Annotated in this window: 17 protein-coding genes and 8 tRNA genes; 4 read left to right on the top strand and 21 right to left on the bottom strand. The window is 43.1% G+C overall.

Annotated features, from left to right (window positions below; all coding sequences use genetic code 11):
- Positions 1-12: 12 nt before the first annotated feature.
- From EES38_RS11465 to pncC, 21 genes are all read right to left on the bottom strand, one after another.
- A complete protein-coding gene (locus EES38_RS11465; protein ID WP_243694188.1) occupies positions 13-618 on the bottom strand; it encodes a transglycosylase SLT domain-containing protein in 606 nt (201 codons plus the stop codon).
- Positions 611-2191, bottom strand: coding sequence for a glutamate--cysteine ligase (gshA, locus tag EES38_RS11460; protein ID WP_124937335.1), 1581 nt, complete (start codon positions 2189-2191; stop codon positions 611-613). The genes EES38_RS11465 and gshA overlap by 8 nt, the downstream gene beginning before the upstream one ends.
- Before the next feature lie 87 nt (positions 2192-2278).
- The gene (locus EES38_RS11455; RefSeq protein ID WP_124937334.1) at positions 2279-5137 is read right to left on the bottom strand and encodes a M16 family metallopeptidase; all 2859 of its coding nucleotides are present in this window, start codon (positions 5135-5137) and stop codon (positions 2279-2281) included.
- Between the two features lie 10 nt (positions 5138-5147).
- Complete coding sequence (locus EES38_RS11450; RefSeq protein WP_124937333.1) at positions 5148-5609, bottom strand: YqaA family protein; 462 nt, start codon at positions 5607-5609, stop codon at positions 5148-5150.
- On the bottom strand, positions 5603-6553 hold the full coding sequence (locus tag EES38_RS11445) for an NADP-dependent oxidoreductase (RefSeq protein ID WP_124937332.1): 951 nt from the start codon (positions 6551-6553) through the stop codon (positions 5603-5605). Before EES38_RS11445 ends, EES38_RS11450 begins: the two co-directional genes overlap by 7 nt.
- 105 nt (positions 6554-6658) lie before the next feature.
- Positions 6659-7789, bottom strand: a complete 1131-nt coding sequence (locus EES38_RS11440; RefSeq protein ID WP_124937331.1) for a sodium ion-translocating decarboxylase subunit beta — start codon at positions 7787-7789, stop codon at positions 6659-6661.
- Positions 7790-7798: 9 nt separating this feature from the next.
- Positions 7799-9577: a sodium-extruding oxaloacetate decarboxylase subunit alpha gene (oadA, locus tag EES38_RS11435; protein ID WP_124937330.1), complete on the bottom strand. Its 1779-nt coding sequence runs from the start codon at positions 9575-9577 to the stop codon at positions 7799-7801.
- Between the two features lie 13 nt (positions 9578-9590).
- Positions 9591-9848: an oxaloacetate decarboxylase subunit gamma gene (locus tag EES38_RS11430; RefSeq protein WP_124937329.1), complete on the bottom strand. Its 258-nt coding sequence runs from the start codon at positions 9846-9848 to the stop codon at positions 9591-9593.
- A gap of 229 nt (positions 9849-10077) precedes the next feature.
- A tRNA-Arg gene (locus tag EES38_RS11425) sits at positions 10078-10154 on the bottom strand.
- Between the two features lie 55 nt (positions 10155-10209).
- Positions 10210-10286: transfer RNA gene (locus EES38_RS11420), tRNA-Arg, on the bottom strand.
- 10 nt (positions 10287-10296) lie between these two features.
- Positions 10297-10373: transfer RNA gene (locus EES38_RS11415), tRNA-Arg, on the bottom strand.
- A 52-nt stretch (positions 10374-10425) separates the two neighbouring features.
- A tRNA-Arg gene (locus EES38_RS11410) sits at positions 10426-10502 on the bottom strand.
- 11 nt (positions 10503-10513) lie between these two features.
- Positions 10514-10590, bottom strand: a tRNA-Arg gene (locus EES38_RS11405).
- Between the two features lie 25 nt (positions 10591-10615).
- A tRNA-Ser gene (locus tag EES38_RS11400) sits at positions 10616-10708 on the bottom strand.
- 6 nt (positions 10709-10714) lie between these two features.
- Positions 10715-10791 (bottom strand) — tRNA-Arg (locus EES38_RS11395).
- 29 nt (positions 10792-10820) lie between these two features.
- Positions 10821-10913: transfer RNA gene (locus tag EES38_RS11390), tRNA-Ser, on the bottom strand.
- A gap of 189 nt (positions 10914-11102) precedes the next feature.
- Positions 11103-11300, bottom strand: a complete 198-nt coding sequence (gene csrA, locus EES38_RS11385; RefSeq protein WP_124937328.1) for a carbon storage regulator CsrA — start codon at positions 11298-11300, stop codon at positions 11103-11105.
- Between the two features lie 444 nt (positions 11301-11744).
- Complete coding sequence (gene alaS / locus EES38_RS11380; RefSeq protein WP_124937327.1) at positions 11745-14327, bottom strand: alanine--tRNA ligase; 2583 nt, start codon at positions 14325-14327, stop codon at positions 11745-11747.
- A 135-nt stretch (positions 14328-14462) separates the two neighbouring features.
- A complete protein-coding gene (recX, locus tag EES38_RS11375; RefSeq protein WP_439333254.1) occupies positions 14463-14927 on the bottom strand; it encodes a recombination regulator RecX in 465 nt (154 codons plus the stop codon).
- Between the two features lie 80 nt (positions 14928-15007).
- Positions 15008-16057: a recombinase RecA gene (gene recA / locus EES38_RS11370; RefSeq protein ID WP_124937325.1), complete on the bottom strand. Its 1050-nt coding sequence runs from the start codon at positions 16055-16057 to the stop codon at positions 15008-15010.
- A 120-nt stretch (positions 16058-16177) separates the two neighbouring features.
- The gene (gene pncC, locus EES38_RS11365) at positions 16178-16669 is read right to left on the bottom strand and encodes a nicotinamide-nucleotide amidase (RefSeq protein ID WP_124937324.1); all 492 of its coding nucleotides are present in this window, start codon (positions 16667-16669) and stop codon (positions 16178-16180) included.
- 395 nt (positions 16670-17064) lie between these two features.
- On the opposite strand from pncC, the gene EES38_RS11360 reads away from it, so the two are divergent.
- The 4 genes from EES38_RS11360 (at position 17065) to EES38_RS11345 (ending at position 21428) form a co-directional block, all read left to right on the top strand.
- Positions 17065-18417, top strand: a complete 1353-nt coding sequence (locus EES38_RS11360; protein WP_124937323.1) for an ABC transporter substrate-binding protein — start codon at positions 17065-17067, stop codon at positions 18415-18417.
- 78 nt (positions 18418-18495) lie between these two features.
- Positions 18496-19359 carry a carbohydrate ABC transporter permease gene (locus EES38_RS11355; RefSeq protein WP_124937322.1) on the top strand — a complete coding sequence of 288 codons (864 nt, stop codon included), beginning with the start codon at positions 18496-18498 and terminating at the stop codon, positions 19357-19359.
- Between the two features lie 5 nt (positions 19360-19364).
- Positions 19365-20327, top strand: a complete 963-nt coding sequence (locus EES38_RS11350; RefSeq protein WP_124937321.1) for a carbohydrate ABC transporter permease — start codon at positions 19365-19367, stop codon at positions 20325-20327.
- A gap of 3 nt (positions 20328-20330) precedes the next feature.
- Positions 20331-21428 carry an ABC transporter ATP-binding protein gene (locus EES38_RS11345; protein WP_124937320.1) on the top strand — a complete coding sequence of 366 codons (1098 nt, stop codon included), beginning with the start codon at positions 20331-20333 and terminating at the stop codon, positions 21426-21428.
- Position 21429 lies beyond the last annotated feature (1 nt).

Below are 21429 nucleotides of genomic sequence, written 5' to 3'. Positions count from 1 at the left end.
CAATTAAGCTAATTAAAAGAACCAGCTTCGGTTATCTTCCAGCTCTTTGCGGCATTTTTTAAGCTGCCACCCATAATCTTTAGCTTGTTGTTCAACCCGGCGGGCCACTTTCATAACAGAAGGCTTAGAAAGATATGACTTACTTCGAAACCCACCTCTGCCTTCATGATACGCTAAATATTGATTATAGGTATCCCACAGTGAGATGCCCAAGGCTTTATTTGTTTCTCTAGTATACCAGCCTATAAACATGAGTGAATCAGAAAAGTCCGTACGGCTGCCACCATGATCAGTTGCCCGTTGGAAATCGTCCCATGCAGGGTCCTGAGCCTGAGCATAACCATAGGCACTGCTCACCCGACCAAACGGTATAAAACCGAGTAAATAGTCTCTTGGTGGTAAAGCATCGTGGCGATAGCCGCTTTCTTGTTTAACAAACGCCATCGCAATTTGAATGGGAGTACCCCACTCATCTTTCATATCTAGTGCATCTTCGTACCAATCTGGGTTTTCACGAAAGATTGAGCAAAGATTATTAGGATTTGAAGGCGGTGGTGTAGCACACCCAGATAAGATGAGTGTGCTAATACAAAAAACGACAGCAGGAAATTTATGCAACTTCATCTTTTTGTAGATAGGAAAAATACTCTTCAAGGAAGCGATCAAAATCAAGATGATCTGACGCTTCTAAATCACGTTGCGCTTTAACGGAGTCCGCCGCTTCGTTCTCAAGTTGCTCTTGTGAGTAATAACGTAAGTCATATTGTCGATGGAATTCTTCATGAAGCTCATTGAGTGACAGGCCCACAGCGCCAATTCCACCCTCTTCTTTTACTCTATCCAACATTTGAGCTGATAACGTTTTTTCTGGATGAATGATCCATTCAGCCAACTCATCTGCAACTTGGGTATATTGATCACTACCTTGGGCCGAATCCATAACTTGAGCAACCTGCTTTAGTTCAGAAAACACACGACTTGCCCACTCAGTCAGTTGTAATACTTCGCCACGACAGCCAATTTGCAACTCTAAACCGGGTTTTCTACCTTCAACAATCACTTTACGCCAGTTATCACGCCAACATTCAAGCTCACAGTTACCCATAGGATCGGATTCGGTAAGTGCTGCCCATACGAGGAACAGGTCAAGGAAACGTACTTGAGTTTCATTAATACCTACGGGGCTGAATGGGTTCACATCCAAAGAACGGACTTCAATGTACTCAACACCACCGCGAGCCAGCGCATCAGAAGGTTTCTCACCTGACTTGGTTACTCTCTTCGGCCGGATAGGCGCATATAACTCGTTCTCTATCTGCAGAACGTTACTGTTTAGCTGACGGTATTCACCATCCACTTTTACACCGATCTTAGCAAAGACATCCGAAGGAGTACGAATCGCACGAGACAATCCGTCAAGATACTGATCTAAGCTGTTAAACTGGATTTTTAAATTACTTTGAGCATTATTGGTGTAGCCTAGATCACTTAAACGGAGGGACGTCGCATAAGGCAAATACAATGTTTTACCCACACTCTCAAATGGCAAGCTCGACTTTTTACCCTGCAAGAATGATGAGCAAATTGCCGGGGATGCACCAAATAAGTATGGAATTAACCAGCCAAAACGGTAGTAATTGCGGATTAAACCAAAATACGCGTCAGATTTACTATCTTGTCTTTCTTGCTCATTTTGTTGACCAAACAAAACGTCCCAAAAGGTTTCAGGGAATGAAAAGTTAAAATGCACGCCAGAAATGATCTGCATTAGGCTGCCATAGCGACGTTTTAAACCTTCGCGATAGAGTGTTTTCATTCGCCCTGAATTAGATGTTCCATACTGAGCCAGTTGGATATCATCTTCTTTGTCGACGAAACAAGGCATCGACATCGGCCATAGACGTTCTTCGCCTAACTTTTGCTTAGTAAAATGATGAATATCCGTTAACTGATTAAGTAATGTTGATACATCAGTGTTAACCGGAGTAATAAATTCAAGCAACGACTCAGCAAAATCCGTCGTGATAAGTCCATTTTTCAGTGCAGAACCTAAACCTTCAGGATGAGGCGTTTTCGCTAAACGTCCTTTATCCTGGTATCTTAACGTTTCACGTTCGATACCTCTTCCTAACGATTTTAAAATCTCTGGGTTCTGAGCGATTTGTTCTAGGCGTTGGGCAAAATTTGTCAAAATGAGCTTCGCTTATCCAGTGGGCGACCTAAAGAATTCCTTGCAGATGCCGCCAGGTGAACGTACATAGACGTAGATATGTGTCCTTTAATGCATAAATTCAAGGTCGACAACGGGCAGATTAAGCGCTTTAAGTTGAGGCCTTAAGGTTTTCGCATCCCCGACCACTATAATCTGATAATCATGTGGATCAAACCATTTCTTTGCGAGTTGGTTTATCGTATCTTTCGATACCGTTGCGACAATATTATTGCGTTGCTGTAGATAGTCTTTATCTAAGCCATACGTCATTAAGCCACTGATCAATTGCGCTTTTTGTCCAGGCGTCTCGTATGCAAGAGCCTCCTGCTGACCAACCGCCAGACGCATGAATGTTAACTCATCGTCACGGATTCCGTTTTGCGCATAATCTTTCAATTGGTTCGTCATTTCTTTGATTGTATCGACAGTTGCATCACGTCTAACGGGAGCATTAAATATGACCGTCCCTACTTCACGGTTACTCGCAACGTAACCACTCATCCCATAGGTATAACCTTTCTTTTCGCGAAGTTCTTGATTCATCCGACTATTAAAATTACCCGCAAGATTAAAGTTTGCCAACTGAGTTAAAAACATTTCTCCGGTCGCATCAAATGGCATAGCAGGACGAATAAAACGCACAATACTTTGGACACTTCCCGGCTTATTAACTAAGTAAATATGTTGCCCGCCGATTTTAGGAAGAGTCTGTGGATTTAGCAGAGGCGCTGGATTTCCAGTCCAATCAGTTAGAAACTGTAGCTTATTCAGAGCTTCTTTTTCCGAGAGATCTCCGACAATCGCTACCTGAGCCCCATTAGGCGTATAGTTAGCATTATAAAACTGCTTAACATCATTTAGAGTAAGTGACTTTATTGACGCTATAGTCCCATTCATGTCGCGGGCAAATAAAGTGCCTTTGTAGAGGATTTCTCTCGAAGCCTGAGATGCCAACCATGTTACTTTCTGAGTGCGGTACATCACTTCTTGAATCATTTGCTGTTTAATTCGTTGTAAATCGCTCTTTTCAAAACGCGGGTTAACTAAAGCATCATTAAGAATCGATAATGTTGCATCGAGATTTTTCTTCACAACCGATACAACAACACTGGAGGTATAAGTTCCTGTACTCACAGAAATGACGGACCCGAGTTGGTCTAATTGAGACTCCATTTCCTCAGCACTGTGCAGTACTGAACCCTGTTGGAGCATACTTGCCGTAAGCTGAGCTAAACCTTCTTTTCCTTCTGGAACATATCGATTACCTGCTGGCAAAGATATCTGAATAAGGACAGTTGGCGTCTCCTTTGACTCAGTACCGACAATTTCAATGCCATTATCAAGATAGTCTCGATAAAGTGTAGGCATAACTGGTTTTACAGGGCTTGAAACTTGAGGCATCACCGAACGATCGAACTTATCTTTAGGTACTCTTAGTTCAATGGGATCAGATGTGAGTTCAGAAGATAAAGCGGCCGTATCTCGATGGAACACAAAATTAGCTTTTTCCGCCGAAATATTCGCTTTCCCATTTGGAACCACACTCATAACGACATAATGTTGATTAAGAAGATAAGAATCGAGTGCATTTTTTATTGAATTAGTAGTCAAGCCAGACAATTGTTCGAGTTCGGTGTTGATTCGATCCGGTTGATCCCAAAACGTTTGATTGCTTGCCAACTGAGAAACTTTCCCAGCCACACTCTCGGTTGCGAAGACGGCATTCGCCTTAGCCATTCCTTGAATTTCTTTTAGACGGGTTGAATCCACTCCCTGCTTGCTTAGCGTCGCAACAATAGACAGCATTTCATTTTTCAGTTCTTTTAACTTACTCTTGCCCTGAGACGAACTCATCGCATAAAGATAAAAGCTACAGGATAGTTCTCCACACTTTTGAAATGCCCCGGCATCAAGTGCCTTTTGTGTCTTAACCAATTTCTGATAGAAAAGGCTATTTTCTCCACTCCCCACGATTTTAGCTAAGGCACTGAGGTTCATTTCATCATCGGTACCAGAAAGCGCCGTTGCCCAGCCAATGACTACCATTGGCTGCTTTATATTGTCTTCAACAGTGATGAAGCGATCTTCTGGCAACACGACTGGCTGCTGATGAACCGGGGGAACGTCAGGTCCTGGAGGGATCGAACCAAAGTACTTTAGAACCCACTTTAGAGTTTCTTTCGTATCAAAGTCACCACCAATAGTTAAAACCGCATTATTAGGTCCATACCATTTCAAGAAAAAGGCTTTGAGATCATTAACATCAGCCTTATCTAGATCGCTGACGTAGCCAATGGGTTGCCACGAGTATGGATGATTAGCCGGGTACATTGCTTCATCCATTTTTTCCCACATCATGCCGTAAGGCTTATTCTCATAGTTTTGTGCTCGTTCGTTCTTCACTGTAGAACGCTGAATTTCAAATTTCTTTTGCGACACAGAATCCAACAAGAATCCCATACGATCGGACTCAAGCCACAATACTTTTTCCAGTTGATTAGCAGGAACAGTTTCATAATAGTTAGTTCGATCTCGGTTGGTGGAACCATTTAAAATGCCACCAGCTTCAGTGATCAATTTAAAATGCTGCTGATCACCAACATGCTTGGATCCCTGAAACATCATATGTTCAAAAAAATGTGCAAATCCCGTTCTGGCTGGATTTTCTCTAGAAGAACCAACATGATAAGTCACGTCGACTCTCACTAAAGGATCAGAATGATCTGGCGTTAAGATAAGGACCAAACCATTGGCAAGACGATATTTGGTGTAAGGAATCCCGATTTCACCCAGAGCCGGATGATGACTTTCAATGAGAGTGATGCCAGAGATTGGAGAGCGATTGCTTGATTGAGTATTTTCTACTCCCGAACATCCCACGATCATCAGCAATAAAACACTAATGAAAAGACAACGTAGAGACATCAGAACTCCTTCAAAAAAAGCCATAAAATAGAGCAGTAAGTACAGCGTAACGAATGGCCTTACCAATAAAAATAAGAATTAAAGATGGCCAGAACTTCATACGTAACCATCCTGCAGCAACACACATAGCATCACCGATAACGGGTAACCAACTGAATAGAAGAGCCCAGTAACCGTATTTCTGAAGCCATAGTAGGGATTTAAGACCACGTTTTCGGCCTTCAGTTCGATTAGGAATCCATAAACCCAGAGCATAGTTTGTCGCACCACCGAGTGTATTACCCAATGTTGCCACCGTTATCGCCAAAAGAGGAGAGAATTGATGTAAGTCTAGAGTAGCAAAAAGAACCGCTTCGGAGCCACCAGGAAGTAAAGTTGCACTAAGGAAGCCCGTAATAAAAAGCATCAGCAGAGCTGAGTCTGCCCACAAACTTCCTAAGTTAGATATAAACGTTGTCACCCATTCTAACATTTCATATTAAGCAAGACTTTGCCTCTGGTATGGCCTGATTCGATCTGCTGATGCGCTTCAGCAACGTCAGAAAATGGGTACACTTTTTGAATTTCTACTTTGAGCAGCCCAACACTTACCATATAAAGCATGGTGTCCATTTGCTCGGGATCGGGATCAACTAACATACCCGTAGCCTCAAAGCCCAATAATTTTGCTTTTTCACAGATCATTTCAGCTGTGATTGTCGGCACAGTAACAACTCTTGCATTATCCGTTAGGCATTTCAGTGCATCCAGAGCAATGTCACCACCCAATAGATCAATCAGAACATCAATATTTTCTAAACGCTCGGATGCTGGAGCAAACTCGTAATTGATCGCGTGAGCACCAAGCGTTGCCATATAATCAAGATTACTCTCACTACACGTCGTATACACTTCAGCTTTTGCGGCCAACGCAAACTGAATAGCAAGATGACCAACGCCACCAGCGCCAGCAAGAATCAATACGCTCTCACCTTCTTTGATCTGAACTTTATTAATCGCCTGCGCAGCCGTTTGACCAGCAAGAGGAATCGCAGCAGCCGCTTCGAGTGTCACAGCCGGAGGAACGTAGCTGAGCTGTTTTTCTGGCACGCACACATATTGGCTGTATGCCCCACCCTGAACTGGAAAACCAATAAAGCCAGCGACGCTATCTGTTGGCTGAAAGCGTTCCGCTTCTGGACCGCACTTCACCACTTTCCCAGAGATGTCATATCCAGGAACCCAGGGTAGATTGTTTTTATTTTGCTCTGCTGCCCATCCAAGGCCAGCTCGGGTTTTCACATCGATCGGATTGACACCAGCAAAATGAACTTCAACCAGTACCTCTCCTTCTTTTGGCTCTGGAATGGGACTAGATTGAATGGCTAATACTTCGGTGCCGCCAAACTGAGTAATAGCGATTTGCTTATTTTCCATGTTAGATTCCTTTCGATACGAATTAAAAAGGGATGCTAAAGCATCCCTTTGAATATATACCATTTTTAAGCTATTCGGTAACCTTTCGGTCATTTTGATGTAAATCTATCCAACCAACGCCAATAAAATCCCAGCTGCGACAGCAGAACCCAGAACTCCCGCGACATTGGGTCCCATCGCATGCATCAATAAAAAGTTCTGCGGATTCTCCTGCAAACCCACTTTATTTACGACTCTGGCAGCCATCGGTACAGCAGATACACCCGCAGCCCCAATAAGCGGATTAATATCTTCTTTCGAGAGCTTATTAAGTAACTTAGCCATCAATACCCCTCCCGCGGTACCCACACTAAAGGCCGCTGCACCCAACGCGAGAATACCAAGCGTTTCCAGATTCAGGAATTTATCTGCCTGCAATTTCGAGCCAACACCAAGTCCGAGAAAAATAGTAACAATATTAATTAGCTCATTTTGCGCCGTTTTAGACAGTCGCTCGACAACTCCCGCTTCCCTCATCAGATTACCAAGACAAAACATGCCGACCAGAGATGTCGCTGAAGGCAATAATAGAATCGTCATGCTAAGCACTAACAGAGGAAAGAAAATCTTTTCCTTTTTGCCAACATGCCGTAGCTGAGCCATTTTGATACCACGTTCTTCTTTGGTTGTCAGCGCTTTCATAATGGGCGGTTGAATAATAGGCACTAAGGCCATATAGCTATAAGCAGCGACAGCAATTGCACCAAGTAAATCAGGAGATAACCGACTTGCAAGGAAGATAGCTGTAGGCCCATCAGCCCCACCAATGATGGCAATTGATGACGCATCAGCGAGAGTAAATTCCATCCCCGGAATGAGGTTAAGTAAAATAGCGCCAAATAAGGTCGCAAATATCCCCAATTGCGCGGCGGCTCCAAGCCATAACGTTTTCGGATTGGCAATCAACGCACCAAAATCCGTCATAGCGCCTACCCCCATAAAGATAAGTAATGGGAATACACCCGATTCAATCCCTACGTGGTAGACGTAATACAATAACCCTCCCGGTTCAGTAAATCCGGCATTGGGAATATTGGCTAAAATGGCTCCAAAGCCAATCGGCAATAACAGTAACGGCTCAAAACCTTTTGCTATTGCCAGGAAGAGTAGCAGACCACCCACGACTATCATGCAGAGCTGACCAAACTGAAAATTCGCGATGCCAGTCTCTGACCATAAGGTAATTAATCCATCCATAGACTGCCCCTAAGCTATTGTCAATAAAGGAGTACCAACAGCTACCGCATCCCCTTCTTTAGCAAAAAGTGAAGCAATAATTCCAGCTTTTGGTGCTCTAACTTCCGTTTCCATTTTCATCGCTTCCAAAACAAACAGGACATCCCCTTCACTCACATTGTCGCCCTCGTTCACCATGACTTTGAAAATCGTGCCAGCTAATGGAGCAGGAACATCTTCTGTCGATTGGTTTACTGGAACAGCTTGAGGAGTATTAACTGACTCCGTTGAAGCAACGACAGACGACAATTGACCTTCCGGACCAACTTCTACGTTATAGACCTTGCCATCGACTTTGACGCTATACGTTTCGATCTTAGCATTGGTAGTAGTGATCGGTTTTTGTATATTCTCTGAGGTGGCATCTGGTGCCGGTTCAAATGCACTTGAATAACCTCTGTTTTTGAGAAATTTCAGTCCAACCTGAGGGAATAATGCATAGGTCAAAACATCATCAATTAACTGTTCACTTAAATGGATACTATCTTGCTTAGCTTTTTGTGTTAATTCACCCGTTAATTGTTCGAACTCGGGTTTCAATAAATCCGCAGGACGGCAAGTTATCGGATCACTTCCCTCTAGTACTCGCGCTTGAAGATCCAAATTAATATCAGCAGGTGGCGCTCCGTATTCGCCTTTTAAAACCCCTGCTGTTTCTTTAGTAATGGATTTATAGCGTTCCCCCGTCAGGACATTGATTACAGCCTGAGTACCAACAATCTGAGATGTAGGAGTCACCAAAGGGATATAACCTAAATCCTTACGTACTTTTGGAATTTCTGCTAATACATCATCAATTCGATCAGCCGCCCCTTGCTCTTTGAGCTGACTTTCCATATTCGTCAGCATTCCGCCGGGTACCTGAGCAATTAAAATCCGAGAATCCACGCCCTTAAGTTGTCCCTCAAACTGAGCGTACTTCTTCCTCACATCCCTAAAATAAGCCGCAATAGACTCAAGAGCATTAAGAGATAGACCTGTATCGCGCTCTGTATTCTGGAGCATTGCAACGACCGTTTCCGTAGGGGTATGTCCATAGGTTTGGCTCATTGAGGAAATGGCTGTATCCAATATATCAACACCAGCCTCGACAGCTTTGATTGCCGTTGCCGTGGATAACCCAGTAGTGGCATGACAATGAAGCGCAAGCGGTATAGAGCATGACTGTTTAATTCGTCTGATAAGCTCTTCAGCTTCATAGGGTTTCAATAGTCCCGACATGTCCTTTATGCACAATGAGTGGCATCCCATATCTTCTAAACGCTTGGCTAAATCAACCCAAGTATCAGAGTTATGAACAGGGCTGGTCGTGTAAGACAAAGTTCCTTGAGCATGAGCGCCTACATCAATCGTCGCTTTTACCGCAGTTTCAAAATTTCTAACATCATTCATCGCATCAAAGATGCGGAATATATCCATACCATTATCATGCGCACGCTCAACAAACTTTTGCACGACATCATCAGCATAGTGGCGATATCCCAATAAATTCTGTCCTCTCAGCAACATCTGCATAGGAGTTTTCGAAAAAGCTCTTTTTAGCAGTCTTAAGCGCTCCCAAGGATCCTCTCCTAAATATCGAATACACGCGTCAAAAGTGGCCCCGCCCCAAGTTTCTAAAGACCAATACCCTATTTCATCTAATTCACTTGCTATGGGTAACATATCTTCGATACGCATTCGGGTTGCAAACAAAGACTGGTGAGCATCACGCAGTACCACATCCGTAATTGCTAATGGTTTATTCATCGTATGTCTCCTGCTACTTCGATTTGTGATTCATTCGGTACTGATGAACTGCTGCACTTATTGCGGCAACAACTTGAGGTTCAACGCCACTAGGAGTGGATGTTGCGGAACTAACCTTACGAGATAGCTGGGGTGGTGCTTCCTGAGGGATAAGCTTTGACATTAAGCCAACCAGAAAAACCATAATAGAAAGGAAAAGGAACACTACTCCCATTCCAGTCACCATGATCGCAGCAGCTTGCCAGAGTAAACTTCCAATGGTGTTATCCATACACGCATTTTCCTTTACAAATGATAAGAGTCGTTTATTTCATCGCACATGCGAAAAAGAAGAAATTTAGGATATATGAATAGAATTAAAGATTTGTTTAACTCAAGCACAAAGCGAGCAAAAAATACGCAACGATAAGAATAAAATGTTAGAAATTATATGTAGAACACGGAAATACTATGTGAAGAGGAAAAGTCGTTTTAAGCAGAATATAGAAAGTAGAAAGGAATGGCGCGCTCGGAAGGATTCGAACCTTCGACCGCCTGGTTCGTAGCCAGGTACTCTATCCAGCTGAGCTACGAGCGCGCAATATATTAATCAGATCCTGAATAAACAAGACCTAGATTCTTTTTAAGGAAAGTGGCGCGTCCTGGAGGATTCGAACCTCCGACCGCCTGGTTCGTAGCCAGGTACTCTATCCAGCTGAGCTAAGGACGCATGGAAATAATGGCGCGCTCGGAAGGATTCGAACCTTCGACCGCCTGGTTCGTAGCCAGGTACTCTATCCAGCTGAGCTACGAGCGCGCATTTGAAATGTTTTGATATCTGCTAAATACCAATGTTATTACTTAAAGTATGGCGCGTCCTGGAGGATTCGAACCTCCGACCGCCTGGTTCGTAGCCAGGTACTCTATCCAGCTGAGCTAAGGACGCATCAGTAATAATGGCGCGCTCGGAAGGATTCGAACCTTCGACCGCCTGGTTCGTAGCCAGGTACTCTATCCAGCTGAGCTACGAGCGCGCTATGTGCAAACAACAATAGAAAATGGCGGTGAGGGAGGGATTCGAACCCTCGATACGGCTACAAACCGTATACTCCCTTAGCAGGGGAGCGCCTTCAGCCTCTCGGCCACCTCACCGCAATATGGCGCGCTCGGAAGGATTCGAACCTTCGACCGCCTGGTTCGTAGCCAGGTACTCTATCCAGCTGAGCTACGAGCGCGCATTCTATTGCAAACTTGCAAGAAACAATGGCGGTGAGGGAGGGATTCGAACCCTCGATACGGCTACAAACCGTATACTCCCTTAGCAGGGGAGCGCCTTCAGCCTCTCGGCCACCTCACCGTCTTGCGGAGGCACATATTACGATTTACCAAAAATATGTCAAACATTTTCTTGGTAATTTTCGGAAAAATCGCTTCAACCGTTGGGTATTTAATCAAATTTCTCAATACACCAAAAATTCACGCAAACATTTGTATTAAATACCATCCAAAAAAAAAGCCGACCTGATAGGCCAGCCTTTTTCACAAATTAGTAGTTACCAGAACCCGTACTACCTGTTCCTTTTTCAGCCTGAATTCTCATATAGATTTCTTCACGATGAACAGATACTTCTTTAGGTGCGTTTACACCGATACGAACCTGATTTCCCTTAACACCTAGTACAGTAACGGTGACTTCGTCACCAATCATTAGCGTTTCGCCAACGCGGCGAGTCAAAATTAGCATTATTGGCTCCTTGAGTAATCTCTGTTTTGCCTTATATCCACTTCATTATCTAACAAAAGTTACAACCAGGTAAACTTTCTTGTGATTTATTCACCCTTAAATACTTGTTTGGGCTCACATTCAACAGAAAAACTGGATGCTATAGATGCTTCACTTTTTTCGATGTGCATGACTAAAGTTAGTCACACTAATACAGAAAAACAATTATCGGCACCAATAAACATGAACTTGAGTAAATTATTCTGTTGTAACACAAAATTGTCAGGATTCTAACTACGGTAGGTTAGTTCCTCTACTGTAATCAAAGTTCCTTTTAATTTCTGTTAGAAATAAAACAAAACAACACTAAGTAGAGAGACAACCAATCACTACTTAGCTAGATTAAAAAATGAAAAAGGAAATGCCTGACTTGAGTAAGACATTCCCTTTCGTAATTAAAAATGATTAAAGCTGAGCTTCTATCCAACTATCTACAGAGGCTAGCGCTGCCGGTAATGCAGCCGCGTCGGTACCACCGGCCTGAGCCATGTCTGGTCGACCACCACCTTTACCGCCCACTTGCTGAGCAACCATGTTTACTAGCTCACCCGCTTTCACTTTACCTGTCAGATCTTTCGTTACACCGGCGATTAAACCAACTTTATCACCAGAAACATTACCTAACATGATAATTCCGCTACCGAGCTGATTCTTGAGATCGTCAACCATACTGCGTAATGCTTTATTGTCAGCGTCATCAAGTTGAGCCACAAGTACCTTAACGCCAGCAATTTCTTTCACTTGCTGAGTTAAGTTCGCACTTGCCTGAGAAGCGAGTTTATCTTTTAACAATTGAATTTCTTTTTCCAACTGTTTGGCTTTATTTGATGCTTCAGCAAGTTTTGCTTCGTAACTTGACTTCTGAGAATCCAGAGCATCAAGCGCACCTTCACCAGTTACAGCTTCGATACGGCGAATACCCGCTGCAATACCACTTTCTGATACGATTTTGAACAAACCAATATCACCAGTATTTTTCGCATGAATACCACCACAAAGCTCAGTCGAAAAATCACCCATAGAAAGAACGCGAACTTTGCTATCGTATTTTTCACCAAACAGCGCCATTGCGCCTTTAGCTTTGGCTTCTTCCAGATCCATGATGTTCGTTTCAACAACATGATTCTTACGAATCTGTGCATTAACAATACGCTCAACTTCTTTCAGCTCTTCTGCGCTAACCGCTTCAAGATGAGAAAAATCGAAACGTAAGCCATCAGCCTTAACCAATGACCCTTTCTGAGCGACGTGCTCCCCCAGAACCTGGCGTAAAGCTTCATGCATTAGGTGCGTTGCTGAGTGGTTTAGTGAAATAGCCTGACGACGAGCTGCATCAACTGTCGCGGTCACTTCGTCCCCTTTCGCTAAAACGCCTTCAGATAATTCACCCTGATGAGTAATAGCACCACCAATTTTCTGGGTATCCAGTACTTTGAATATGCCTGATGCGGTACGGATAACACCGGTATCACCACACTGGCCGCCTGATTCTGCATAGAAAGGCGTTTCTTCCAATACGATGATTGCATGGTCACCTGCGGATAAAGAATCTACTTCATCACCATCAACGAACATTGCAACGATTTGGCTACTACCTTCGGTTGCAGAATAACCACAGAATTCTGTTTTTGAATCTACTTTAATCTGAGCATTGTAGTCCGTGCCAAAATGTCCCGCTTCACGAGCTCTTTGGCGTTGTTCTTCCATTGCTGATTCAAAGCCAGTTTCATCAATACTAAATCCACGCTCGCGCGCAACGTCATTAGTAAGATCGGCAGGGAAACCATAAGTATCATATAGCTTAAATACGGTTTCACCATCAAGAACATTACCGGATACATTGTCCAGAGCTTCGTTAAGAATGCTCATGCCACGCTCAAGAGTTCGACCAAAGTTTTCCTCTTCGATACGAAGTACTTTTTCTACAACAGCTTGTTGCTTCTTAAGTTCTTCACCAGCGCTACCCATAATCTCAGCCAAAGGACCAACAAGTTTGTGGAAGAAAGCGCCTTTTGCACCCAATTTGTTTCCATGACGAACAGCTCGACGAATGATACGACGTAGCACATAGCCACGACCTTCATTTGAAGGCATAACACCATCAACGATAAGGTAAGCACAAGAACGAATATGGTCTGCAATAACACGTAGTGACTGATTCGATAAATCGTCAGCACCTGTTACTTTGGCTGATTCTTTAATCAGGAACTGGAATACATCGATTTCATAGTTAGAGTGTACCTGCTGCATAATTGCAGAAATACGCTCAATACCCATACCAGTATCAACAGACGGTTTAGGCAGAGGATCCATTCTTCCATCCGCATGACGGTTGAACTGCATGAATACGTTGTTCCAGATTTCGATGAAACGGTCACCGTCTTCTTCTGGTGATCCTGGAGGACCGCCCCAGATATGCTCACCGTGATCGTAAAAGATCTCGGAACATGGACCACAAGGTCCTGTATCACCCATCTGCCAGAAGTTATCTGACTCGTAAGGTTTACCGCCTTCTTTATCTCCGATACGAATAATACGATCTGCTGGTATGCCAATCTGCTTATTCCAGATATCAAAAGCTTCATCATCGGTCTGATAAACGGTAACTAAAAGACGCTCTTTTGGCAGTTTTAAAACGTCAGTCAAAAACTCCCAAGCAAATTTGATCGCATCTTCTTTGAAGTAATCGCCAAAACTAAAGTTGCCCAGCATTTCAAAAAAGGTGTGGTGACGAGCTGTGAAACCCACATTCTCTAGGTCGTTGTGTTTACCACCTGCTCGTACGCAACGCTGTGCCGTTACCGCACGCGTATAAGAACGTTTTTCGATGCCTAGGAAACAATCTTTAAATTGGTTCATTCCTGCATTAGTAAATAGCAGTGTCGGATCGTTATGAGGAACTAACGATGAACTGTCTACAATTTGGTGTCCTTTTGATTCAAAGAACGAGAGGAACGCGCGACGAACCTCATCAGTGCTCATATACATGCAGCTCTTCCTAGAATACTCAAGTGAAATTTTCGCCATATTGTAAAGCAAGGAATTCTGTTCGCCTAGTTTTCTTACAGAAAAGACGCAATTCGTATTAGGGAAATGAAAAAAAAGTCGTTTAGGTCGACGAAATTATGATTCTTCAGGGGTTAAAGCATATTGGATTTGGTCAAAATCAAAGCCACGGTATTGTAAAAACCGCACTCGTTTTGCGTACTCTTTTTGATCAACTGACTCCATGACACGATATTTTTTTACTGCCGATGTTTTGGCCAATTCATACCAGTCAACATCAATACTGCCCAATGCCAACTCAATATCATTTTCAGAGACTCGTTTCTGTTTCAGTTCCTGTCGAATACGCCGTTCACCGTGTCCTTTGGATATATGCTGCCGAATCTGACTTTGCGCATATCGAACATCATCAATATACCCTAAGTTATGGCAGTAGGAGATGGCTTCTTCGACTTCTTTTTCTGTATACCCTTTAAGCCGAAGCTTTTGGTTGAGTTCATATTCGCCATGATCTCTGCGACTAAGATGCTGTAAAGCAGAATCCTTACAGCTTATTTTTTGCTGAGGAAAGTACATATGAATAACCTTGGTGATTTTTGCATACCGTCTTTAAAAACAACAAAGCCCTGTAATAACAGGGCTCTATATCAACCAATAAGCTATTAAAACTCTTCTGGTTGCTCAGGAACAGCGCCAAACTCAGCTTCTTCCTCTTTAATTTCCGCTGGGGAAAGCAACATTTCACGTAACTTGGTATCAATTGTTTTAGAAATGTCCGTATTCTCTTTCAGGAATTTACAAGCATTCGCTTTACCCTGTCCGATTTTATCACCATTATAGCTATACCAAGCACCCGCTTTTTCAACTAACTTATACTTAACGCCTAGGTCAATTAACTCACCTTCACGGTTAAAGCCTTGACCATACATAATCTGAGTATTCGCTTCTTTAAATGGCGCTGCAATTTTGTTCTTAACGACTTTAATACGAGTTTCGTTACCAACAACTTCGTCACCTTCTTTGATAGCACCAGTACGGCGAATATCCAAACGAACAGAAGCATAGAACTTAAGTGCGTTACCACCAGTAGTTGTTTCTGGGTTACCAAACATTACACCAATCTTCATACGGATCTGGTTAATGAAGATACACATACAATTAGATGCTTTTAGGTTACCAGTTAACTTACGCATTGCCTGAGACAACATACGAGCCTGAAGACCCATATGGCTATCGCCCATCTCGCCTTCAATCTCAGCTTTAGGAGTCAAAGCCGCCACTGAGTCTATAACCATAACATCGACAGCACCAGAGCGAGCTAGGGCATCACAGATTTCTAAAGCTTGTTCACCTGTATCAGGCTGAGATACCAATAATTCTTCAATATTAACGCCAAGTTTTTTCGCGTACACAGGATCAAGAGCATGCTCAGCATCAATAAAGGCACAAGTCTTACCTTCACGCTGTGCTGCAGCAATCAGCTCAAGCGTTAATGTTGTTTTACCTGATGATTCAGGACCGTAGATTTCTACGATACGTCCCATTGGTAAACCACCAGCACCAAGAGCGATATCTAAAGACAGAGAACCGGTAGAAATAGTTTCAACATCCATTGCACGGTTGTCGCCAAGGCGCATGATAGAGCCCTTACCGAATTGCTTTTCTATCTGTCCAAGGGCCGCAGCCAGCGCTTTTTGTTTGTTCTCGTCCATTACTTTCTCCAGACTGTCACTTATTTATTATGTGAACGTGTGAATTCATTTAAATCATTTACGGGTAATTATACTGTAGATTCATACAGTGTCTATAGCTGTGTGAAAATTTCTTAGTCACTAAGAATAATGATCCTGAAGCGTTTTTAAAGCATGAAAAACCGCTTGTTTCCGAACTTGTGCTCTGTCTCCTGGAAAAACCAACGTTTCAACACACTTCCATCCATCCGTATTTTCCCAGCAAAAACAGACTGTTCCTACTGGTTTTTCGGCTGAGCCACCTGCAGGACCTGCAATTCCGCTAATCGCAACAGCAACGGTGGCTAATGAATGTTTCAACGCGCCAGAGGTCATCTCTTCAACGATTGGTTCGCTGACAGCACCGTAGCTGTCTAATGTTGCTTTATTTACACCCAGCATTTGCTGTTTTGCTTCGTTACTGTATGTCACAAAAGCTCGATCAAACCACTCTGAGCTTCCTGCAATATCGGTGATTGCCGCAGCGACACCACCACCCGTACAAGATTCAGCACTACATAAAACGGCGTTATGCTGTTTAAGTCTTTGTCCTACTGTATAGCTGAGTTGCTCTAGCTCTAGCTCTCTTTCCATTACTCTTTCCTAAGCACTATTTCAGTTTGGTCTCGTTCATCCACCAGTCCCCATGTTATACCCAGATGATAACCCACTATCAATGCTCCATTTTGAGTCCGCAAAAGAGGACTGAGGTCACATAAAACCATCTCAACTTACATAAAACAAGCAAATGAGACCTCATACTCACTCACATTTATAATGACCAACTAGACTGAAATTTAATCAATTAATTCTAATTACAAGATTTTAGAGATAAAACGTCAGTCAATAATCAAAATGTATGCCCTTTTCATTGTATTTCAGTCTTTTTGGCTTTCGTTTCGTCTCGTCGCTCAAATTTATAGTCAGGGCGGAAGTTGTTAATACTTCCGCTGATAAAAACAGCAGCCCTTATCGTAAAGGATAGAACGATGAAACGAACCACGATTTTAACTGGACTAGCGCTAGCTGGTAACGCTCTTTTCCCCTTGTCATCCTACGCAGCTACCGTGGAATACTGGACGACTCAGACTCAGTCAGATCGACTTCAATCGCTTGAAGTTATGGCCGATGTGTTCGAAGCATTTCACCCCGATGTGGATGTAAAGGTTGTCGCCATTGACGAAAACGATGTCCCGAAACAAATCGCAGCTGCTGCCGCCTCAAATACTTTACCGAATGTTATAGAGGTCGGCTCTAATTTATCTCTAGCCTTCGCCAGACAAGGAATTATTGATTTAAAAGCAACAACCGAAGTCGTCGAAAACATTGGTAAATCACGTTTTTATCAAGGTGCGCTGAAGTTAGTTGAAGACCCAGAAAAACAAGAGTACGTTGCTGTTCCTTATCGTGGCTGGGTTCAAGGAATTTGGTATCGAGCCGACTGGTTCAAAAAAGCGGGATTAGAGCCACCGACAACATGGGAAAATATAGAAAAGGCAGCAAAGTATTTCTATAAACCAGACGAGAACCAATACGGCATTTTGATCGGTACAAAAGCGGATAGCTATGCAGAGCAAGTGTATACGCAATTTGCCCTTTCAAACGACGCGCCACTGTTCAATAAAGAAGGTCAATTGATATTTGATTCTAAAAATCAAAAAGAGACTCTCGATTTCTACAAACGGTTAGCTCAATACAATCCACCCGGTCCACAAACTTGGCGTGCGCGAGATTACTATCTGCAAGGTAAGTTGGCTATGTTCTTCTACTCAACTTACATCATGGACGATCTGGCGCTTGCTGAAGAAGCGGCCAGTTCTCTCGGTAGCGAAAACTTCTCAGAACTCAAGGGCGCAGCCTTTGATCCTGAATTGGTCAAAAATACGCGACTGGCCCCGACCATCACACATAAATCCCCCTCAACATTCGGCACGTTAAACGGATTTTCTGTAATGGCAAATCAAAGCCCTGATGATCTAAAAGCCAGTAAAGCCTTCATTGAATATATGAACGAAAAAGATCAGGTCGTGGCCTATTCACATATGGCTGTAGGCGGTCATTTACCCATGCTAAAGGACATCGCTCAGTCCGACGAGTTTATGGATGATCCGAAAGGGATCTTTAAACGTTATGGCAAAGAGTCCGTAAAAGAGATTGTCGCGGGTTTTGAAAACATTAAAAACTTTGCCATTGTCGATGGTAAAGCATTTCCCAAGGCAGGAGAAATCTTCTCTAAACAGATCATTCCAAGAATGATCTATAAAGCAGTCATTGAAGGAGAGGATACCCAAAAATCTCTCGACTGGGCTGAAACCGAAATGAATAAAATTGTTGATAAATAAGCTTGTCATTCACTCACATCGTTATGATCCGTCGATGAGACTTCGGTCTCATCCCCACTAAAACGAGGATGAATAAAAATGACGCCTTTAGAAAAAAACGAAGCGAGACTAGGATGGCGACTGGTGTCTCCCACATTAGGGATCATAGGTTTACTGATTCTGTATCCTATTGCCTTTAATGTGTACCTGAGCTTCTTCGATGTCAGGCTTAATGGGGAAAAACATTTTATTGGTTTGGAAAACTATGCTCAGTTGCTGTCCAACCCTGATTATTATTCATCGATCGGTGCCACAACGATTTATCTGATTGGCACCGTTGCCGGAACCACGATCCTCGGATTGGCTGTCGCACTCTTAATGAAAGAGCCATTTAAAGGAAGAGGGTTAGTTAGCGCAGCAATATTGATGCCCTATTTTGCTCCCGTCATTTCCGTTGTATTTGGTTGGCAGTTTCTGTTTGATCCGGTCAATGGCGTGTTTAACTGGCTAATGGTTGATGTATTCCATCTCTGGCAATCTCGCGCCAACCTAATCGGAGATCCTTCATCAGCAGTTTGGGTCGTCATTTTATTTGATGTGTGGAAACACTTTCCAATCGCCTATTTACTGATTCTTTCCAAACTGACTTCGATACCAAATGATCAATATGAAGCTGCAGCCATTGATGGCTATGGTCCAATTGGCCGTTTCATCCATGTCACACTACCCGAAATATACTTTGTGCTCGCAACGGTCGTTATCTTACGATTAATTTGGAATCTAAACCGATTTGAAGATGTTTTTCTCTTAGCCCCTAACGTCCAAACTCTTCCCGTCTTTACGTACTACCAAGCGTTTACCGGAGTTATCGACCAAGGACTCGCCGCAGCCACGTCCGTTATTCAGTTCGCTGTCCTTTGCGTACTGATCTGGTTTTACGTTAAGAAAATACTCAAGTGGTGATAGATATGATTGGAAAAAAAACACTCACCCGTAAACTCGGTTTTTCATTTGCTCTGTTTTTTTTGGTCAGTTTCTGCCTACTTCCCTTTGCGCAGATACTTTCAACATCTTTTAAATATCAATTTGATTGGGGCAATCCTTCTCTCATTCCCCAAGCGATTAACCTCGATGCTTATAAAGAACTATTGGGATTAGGGGAACAACAAAAGGTCGAAGTACCTCCAGCAATTCAGCGTATTTTGGATAACCCCAAGTTACCCGAAGATAAAAAGCAGGCCATTCTAAAAAAATATTCGAGCAACGCAGACGTCTTCCCTTTTGGTCGATTCATGCTAAACAGCCTTCTTCTATCTGCCGGAGCCGCTTTGTTCTCACTTGTAATGGCAGTAATGGGAGCCTACGCCATCAGTCGGTTACGTTTTAGTGGTCAGGTCGTTGTGCAGCGCTCCGTTTTATTCGTTTATATGGTCGGTGGTGTACTGCTCATGGTTCCACTGTACCAAATGGCCGTCAATATCGGTCTAGCATCGAGTTTGTGGGGTAGCCTTTTCTGTTTATTTATTATTTATATTGTTCAAACGCTCCCCGTTGCACTGTATATGCTGGGCAACTACTTCCGTACCATTCCGTTTGCTTTAGAGGAGGCGGCGATGATGGATGGCTACTCAAGAAAAGAAGCTATCTGGAAAATTGTTCTTCCTCTATCTTTACCAATGCTCGCTACCGTATTTATGTACTGTTTTATTATTGGTTGGAATGAGTACCTTTTTGCATCGGTATTCCTTAAACAGTTTAAAGAGTTCTATACCCTCCCACTGGCTTTACAAGAATTATTCGTTTCTAAAAACGCTATTTGGGATCGGATCATGGCAGCCTCCATCCTCACATTATTACCTATCGTCGTTTGCTTTCTCTTTGCGATGAAACATATGGACAGCGGCAAAACCGAAGGCGGAGTAAAAGGATAAGTTATGGCAGCAATTTCTCTACGTAATATTGTAAAAAACTATGGCGACACCAAAGTTGTTAAATCGATTGATTTGGAAATAGAAAACGGTGAATTTGTTGTTCTTGTCGGGCCTTCAGGTTGCGGAAAATCCACTACCTTAAGAATGATTGCAGGTCTTGAAGCTCCGACATCAGGTGAGATACAAATCGGCGATCGCATAGTCAATGACATCGAACCTCAGCATCGTAACATTGCGATGGTATTTCAAAATTACGCGCTTTACCCACATAAGACCGTTGAAGAAAATATTGTCTTTGCACTCCGCCGCTTAAAAATGCCTGAGTCTGAAATACAACGCAGACTTCAGGAAGTCGCGAAAATATTAAAATTAGAGGATTATCTGAAACGAAAACCAGCCGATCTTTCCGGTGGACAACGACAAAGGGTTGCGATGGGACGTGCGATTGTGCGTGATGCCGATTGCTTTCTATTTGACGAACCCCTATCCAATCTTGATGCCAAACTTCGCAACCATATGCGTACAGAGATCGCCCAGATACATCATAAGTATGGACTGACGAGCGTTTATGTAACTCATGATCAAATTGAAGCCATGACGCTGGCAGACAAAGTCGTGGTTTTGAAGGATGGAATCATCGAACAAGTCGGTTCTCCAATGGAGATATACCTCAATCCTAACAATGTCTTTGTAGCGACGTTTATCGGTTCACCTTCAATGAATATTCTCGACGGAACCTTATTCAGTGAACACCTTCAATTAGGTCCATACCTTCTTCCCAGAGAACGCCTGACTAGTGTTCATTTTTCGGATCCCATATCTGACACGGGGAAACCGGTTAAAGTAGGAATTCGTCCGGACTTTTTTAACGATAAATCCTTTTTCTCTGGTGGTGACGAGAGCTTTGATTTCGACAAAATAGATGTAGCCCTAGTTGAACCTATGGGATTTGATAAGGAAATACTATTCTCTATCGGCAACGCCAATGTCAAAGCCAGACTCGATCTACGCTCAACAGTAAAAAGAGGGGACAGCATCGATCTAGTGGTGGATCTATCGCAGGTTTTACTCTTTGATGCTGAAACAGAAAAAAGACTATAAA

Source organism: Vibrio viridaestus (assembly GCF_003856525.1).
Taxonomy (GTDB): Bacteria; Pseudomonadota; Gammaproteobacteria; order Enterobacterales; family Vibrionaceae; genus Vibrio; species Vibrio viridaestus.
Note: the sequence above shows the minus strand (reverse complement) of the source record. Positions and strands in the feature narration are given on the sequence as shown.

Coding starts and splice junctions, on each gene's coding strand:
- EES38_RS11455 (WP_124937334.1), bottom strand. CDS start 5,137: ATGTCTCTACGTTGTCTTTTCATTAGTGTTTTATTGCTGATGATCGTG.
- EES38_RS11450 (WP_124937333.1), bottom strand. CDS start 5,609: ATGTTAGAATGGGTGACAACGTTTATATCTAACTTAGGAAGTTTGTGG.
- EES38_RS11445 (WP_124937332.1), bottom strand. CDS start 6,553: ATGGAAAATAAGCAAATCGCTATTACTCAGTTTGGCGGCACCGAAGTA.
- EES38_RS11440 (WP_124937331.1), bottom strand. CDS start 7,789: ATGGATGGATTAATTACCTTATGGTCAGAGACTGGCATCGCGAATTTT.
- oadA (WP_124937330.1), bottom strand. CDS start 9,577: ATGAATAAACCATTAGCAATTACGGATGTGGTACTGCGTGATGCTCAC.
- EES38_RS11430 (WP_124937329.1), bottom strand. CDS start 9,848: ATGGATAACACCATTGGAAGTTTACTCTGGCAAGCTGCTGCGATCATG.
- csrA (WP_124937328.1), bottom strand. CDS start 11,300: ATGCTAATTTTGACTCGCCGCGTTGGCGAAACGCTAATGATTGGTGAC.
- alaS (WP_124937327.1), bottom strand. CDS start 14,327: ATGTATATGAGCACTGATGAGGTTCGTCGCGCGTTCCTCTCGTTCTTT.
- recA (WP_124937325.1), bottom strand. CDS start 16,057: ATGGACGAGAACAAACAAAAAGCGCTGGCTGCGGCCCTTGGACAGATA.
- pncC (WP_124937324.1), bottom strand. CDS start 16,669: ATGGAAAGAGAGCTAGAGCTAGAGCAACTCAGCTATACAGTAGGACAA.
- EES38_RS11360 (WP_124937323.1), top strand. CDS start 17,065: ATGAAACGAACCACGATTTTAACTGGACTAGCGCTAGCTGGTAACGCT.
- EES38_RS11355 (WP_124937322.1), top strand. CDS start 18,496: ATGACGCCTTTAGAAAAAAACGAAGCGAGACTAGGATGGCGACTGGTG.
- EES38_RS11350 (WP_124937321.1), top strand. CDS start 19,365: ATGATTGGAAAAAAAACACTCACCCGTAAACTCGGTTTTTCATTTGCT.
- EES38_RS11345 (WP_124937320.1), top strand. CDS start 20,331: ATGGCAGCAATTTCTCTACGTAATATTGTAAAAAACTATGGCGACACC.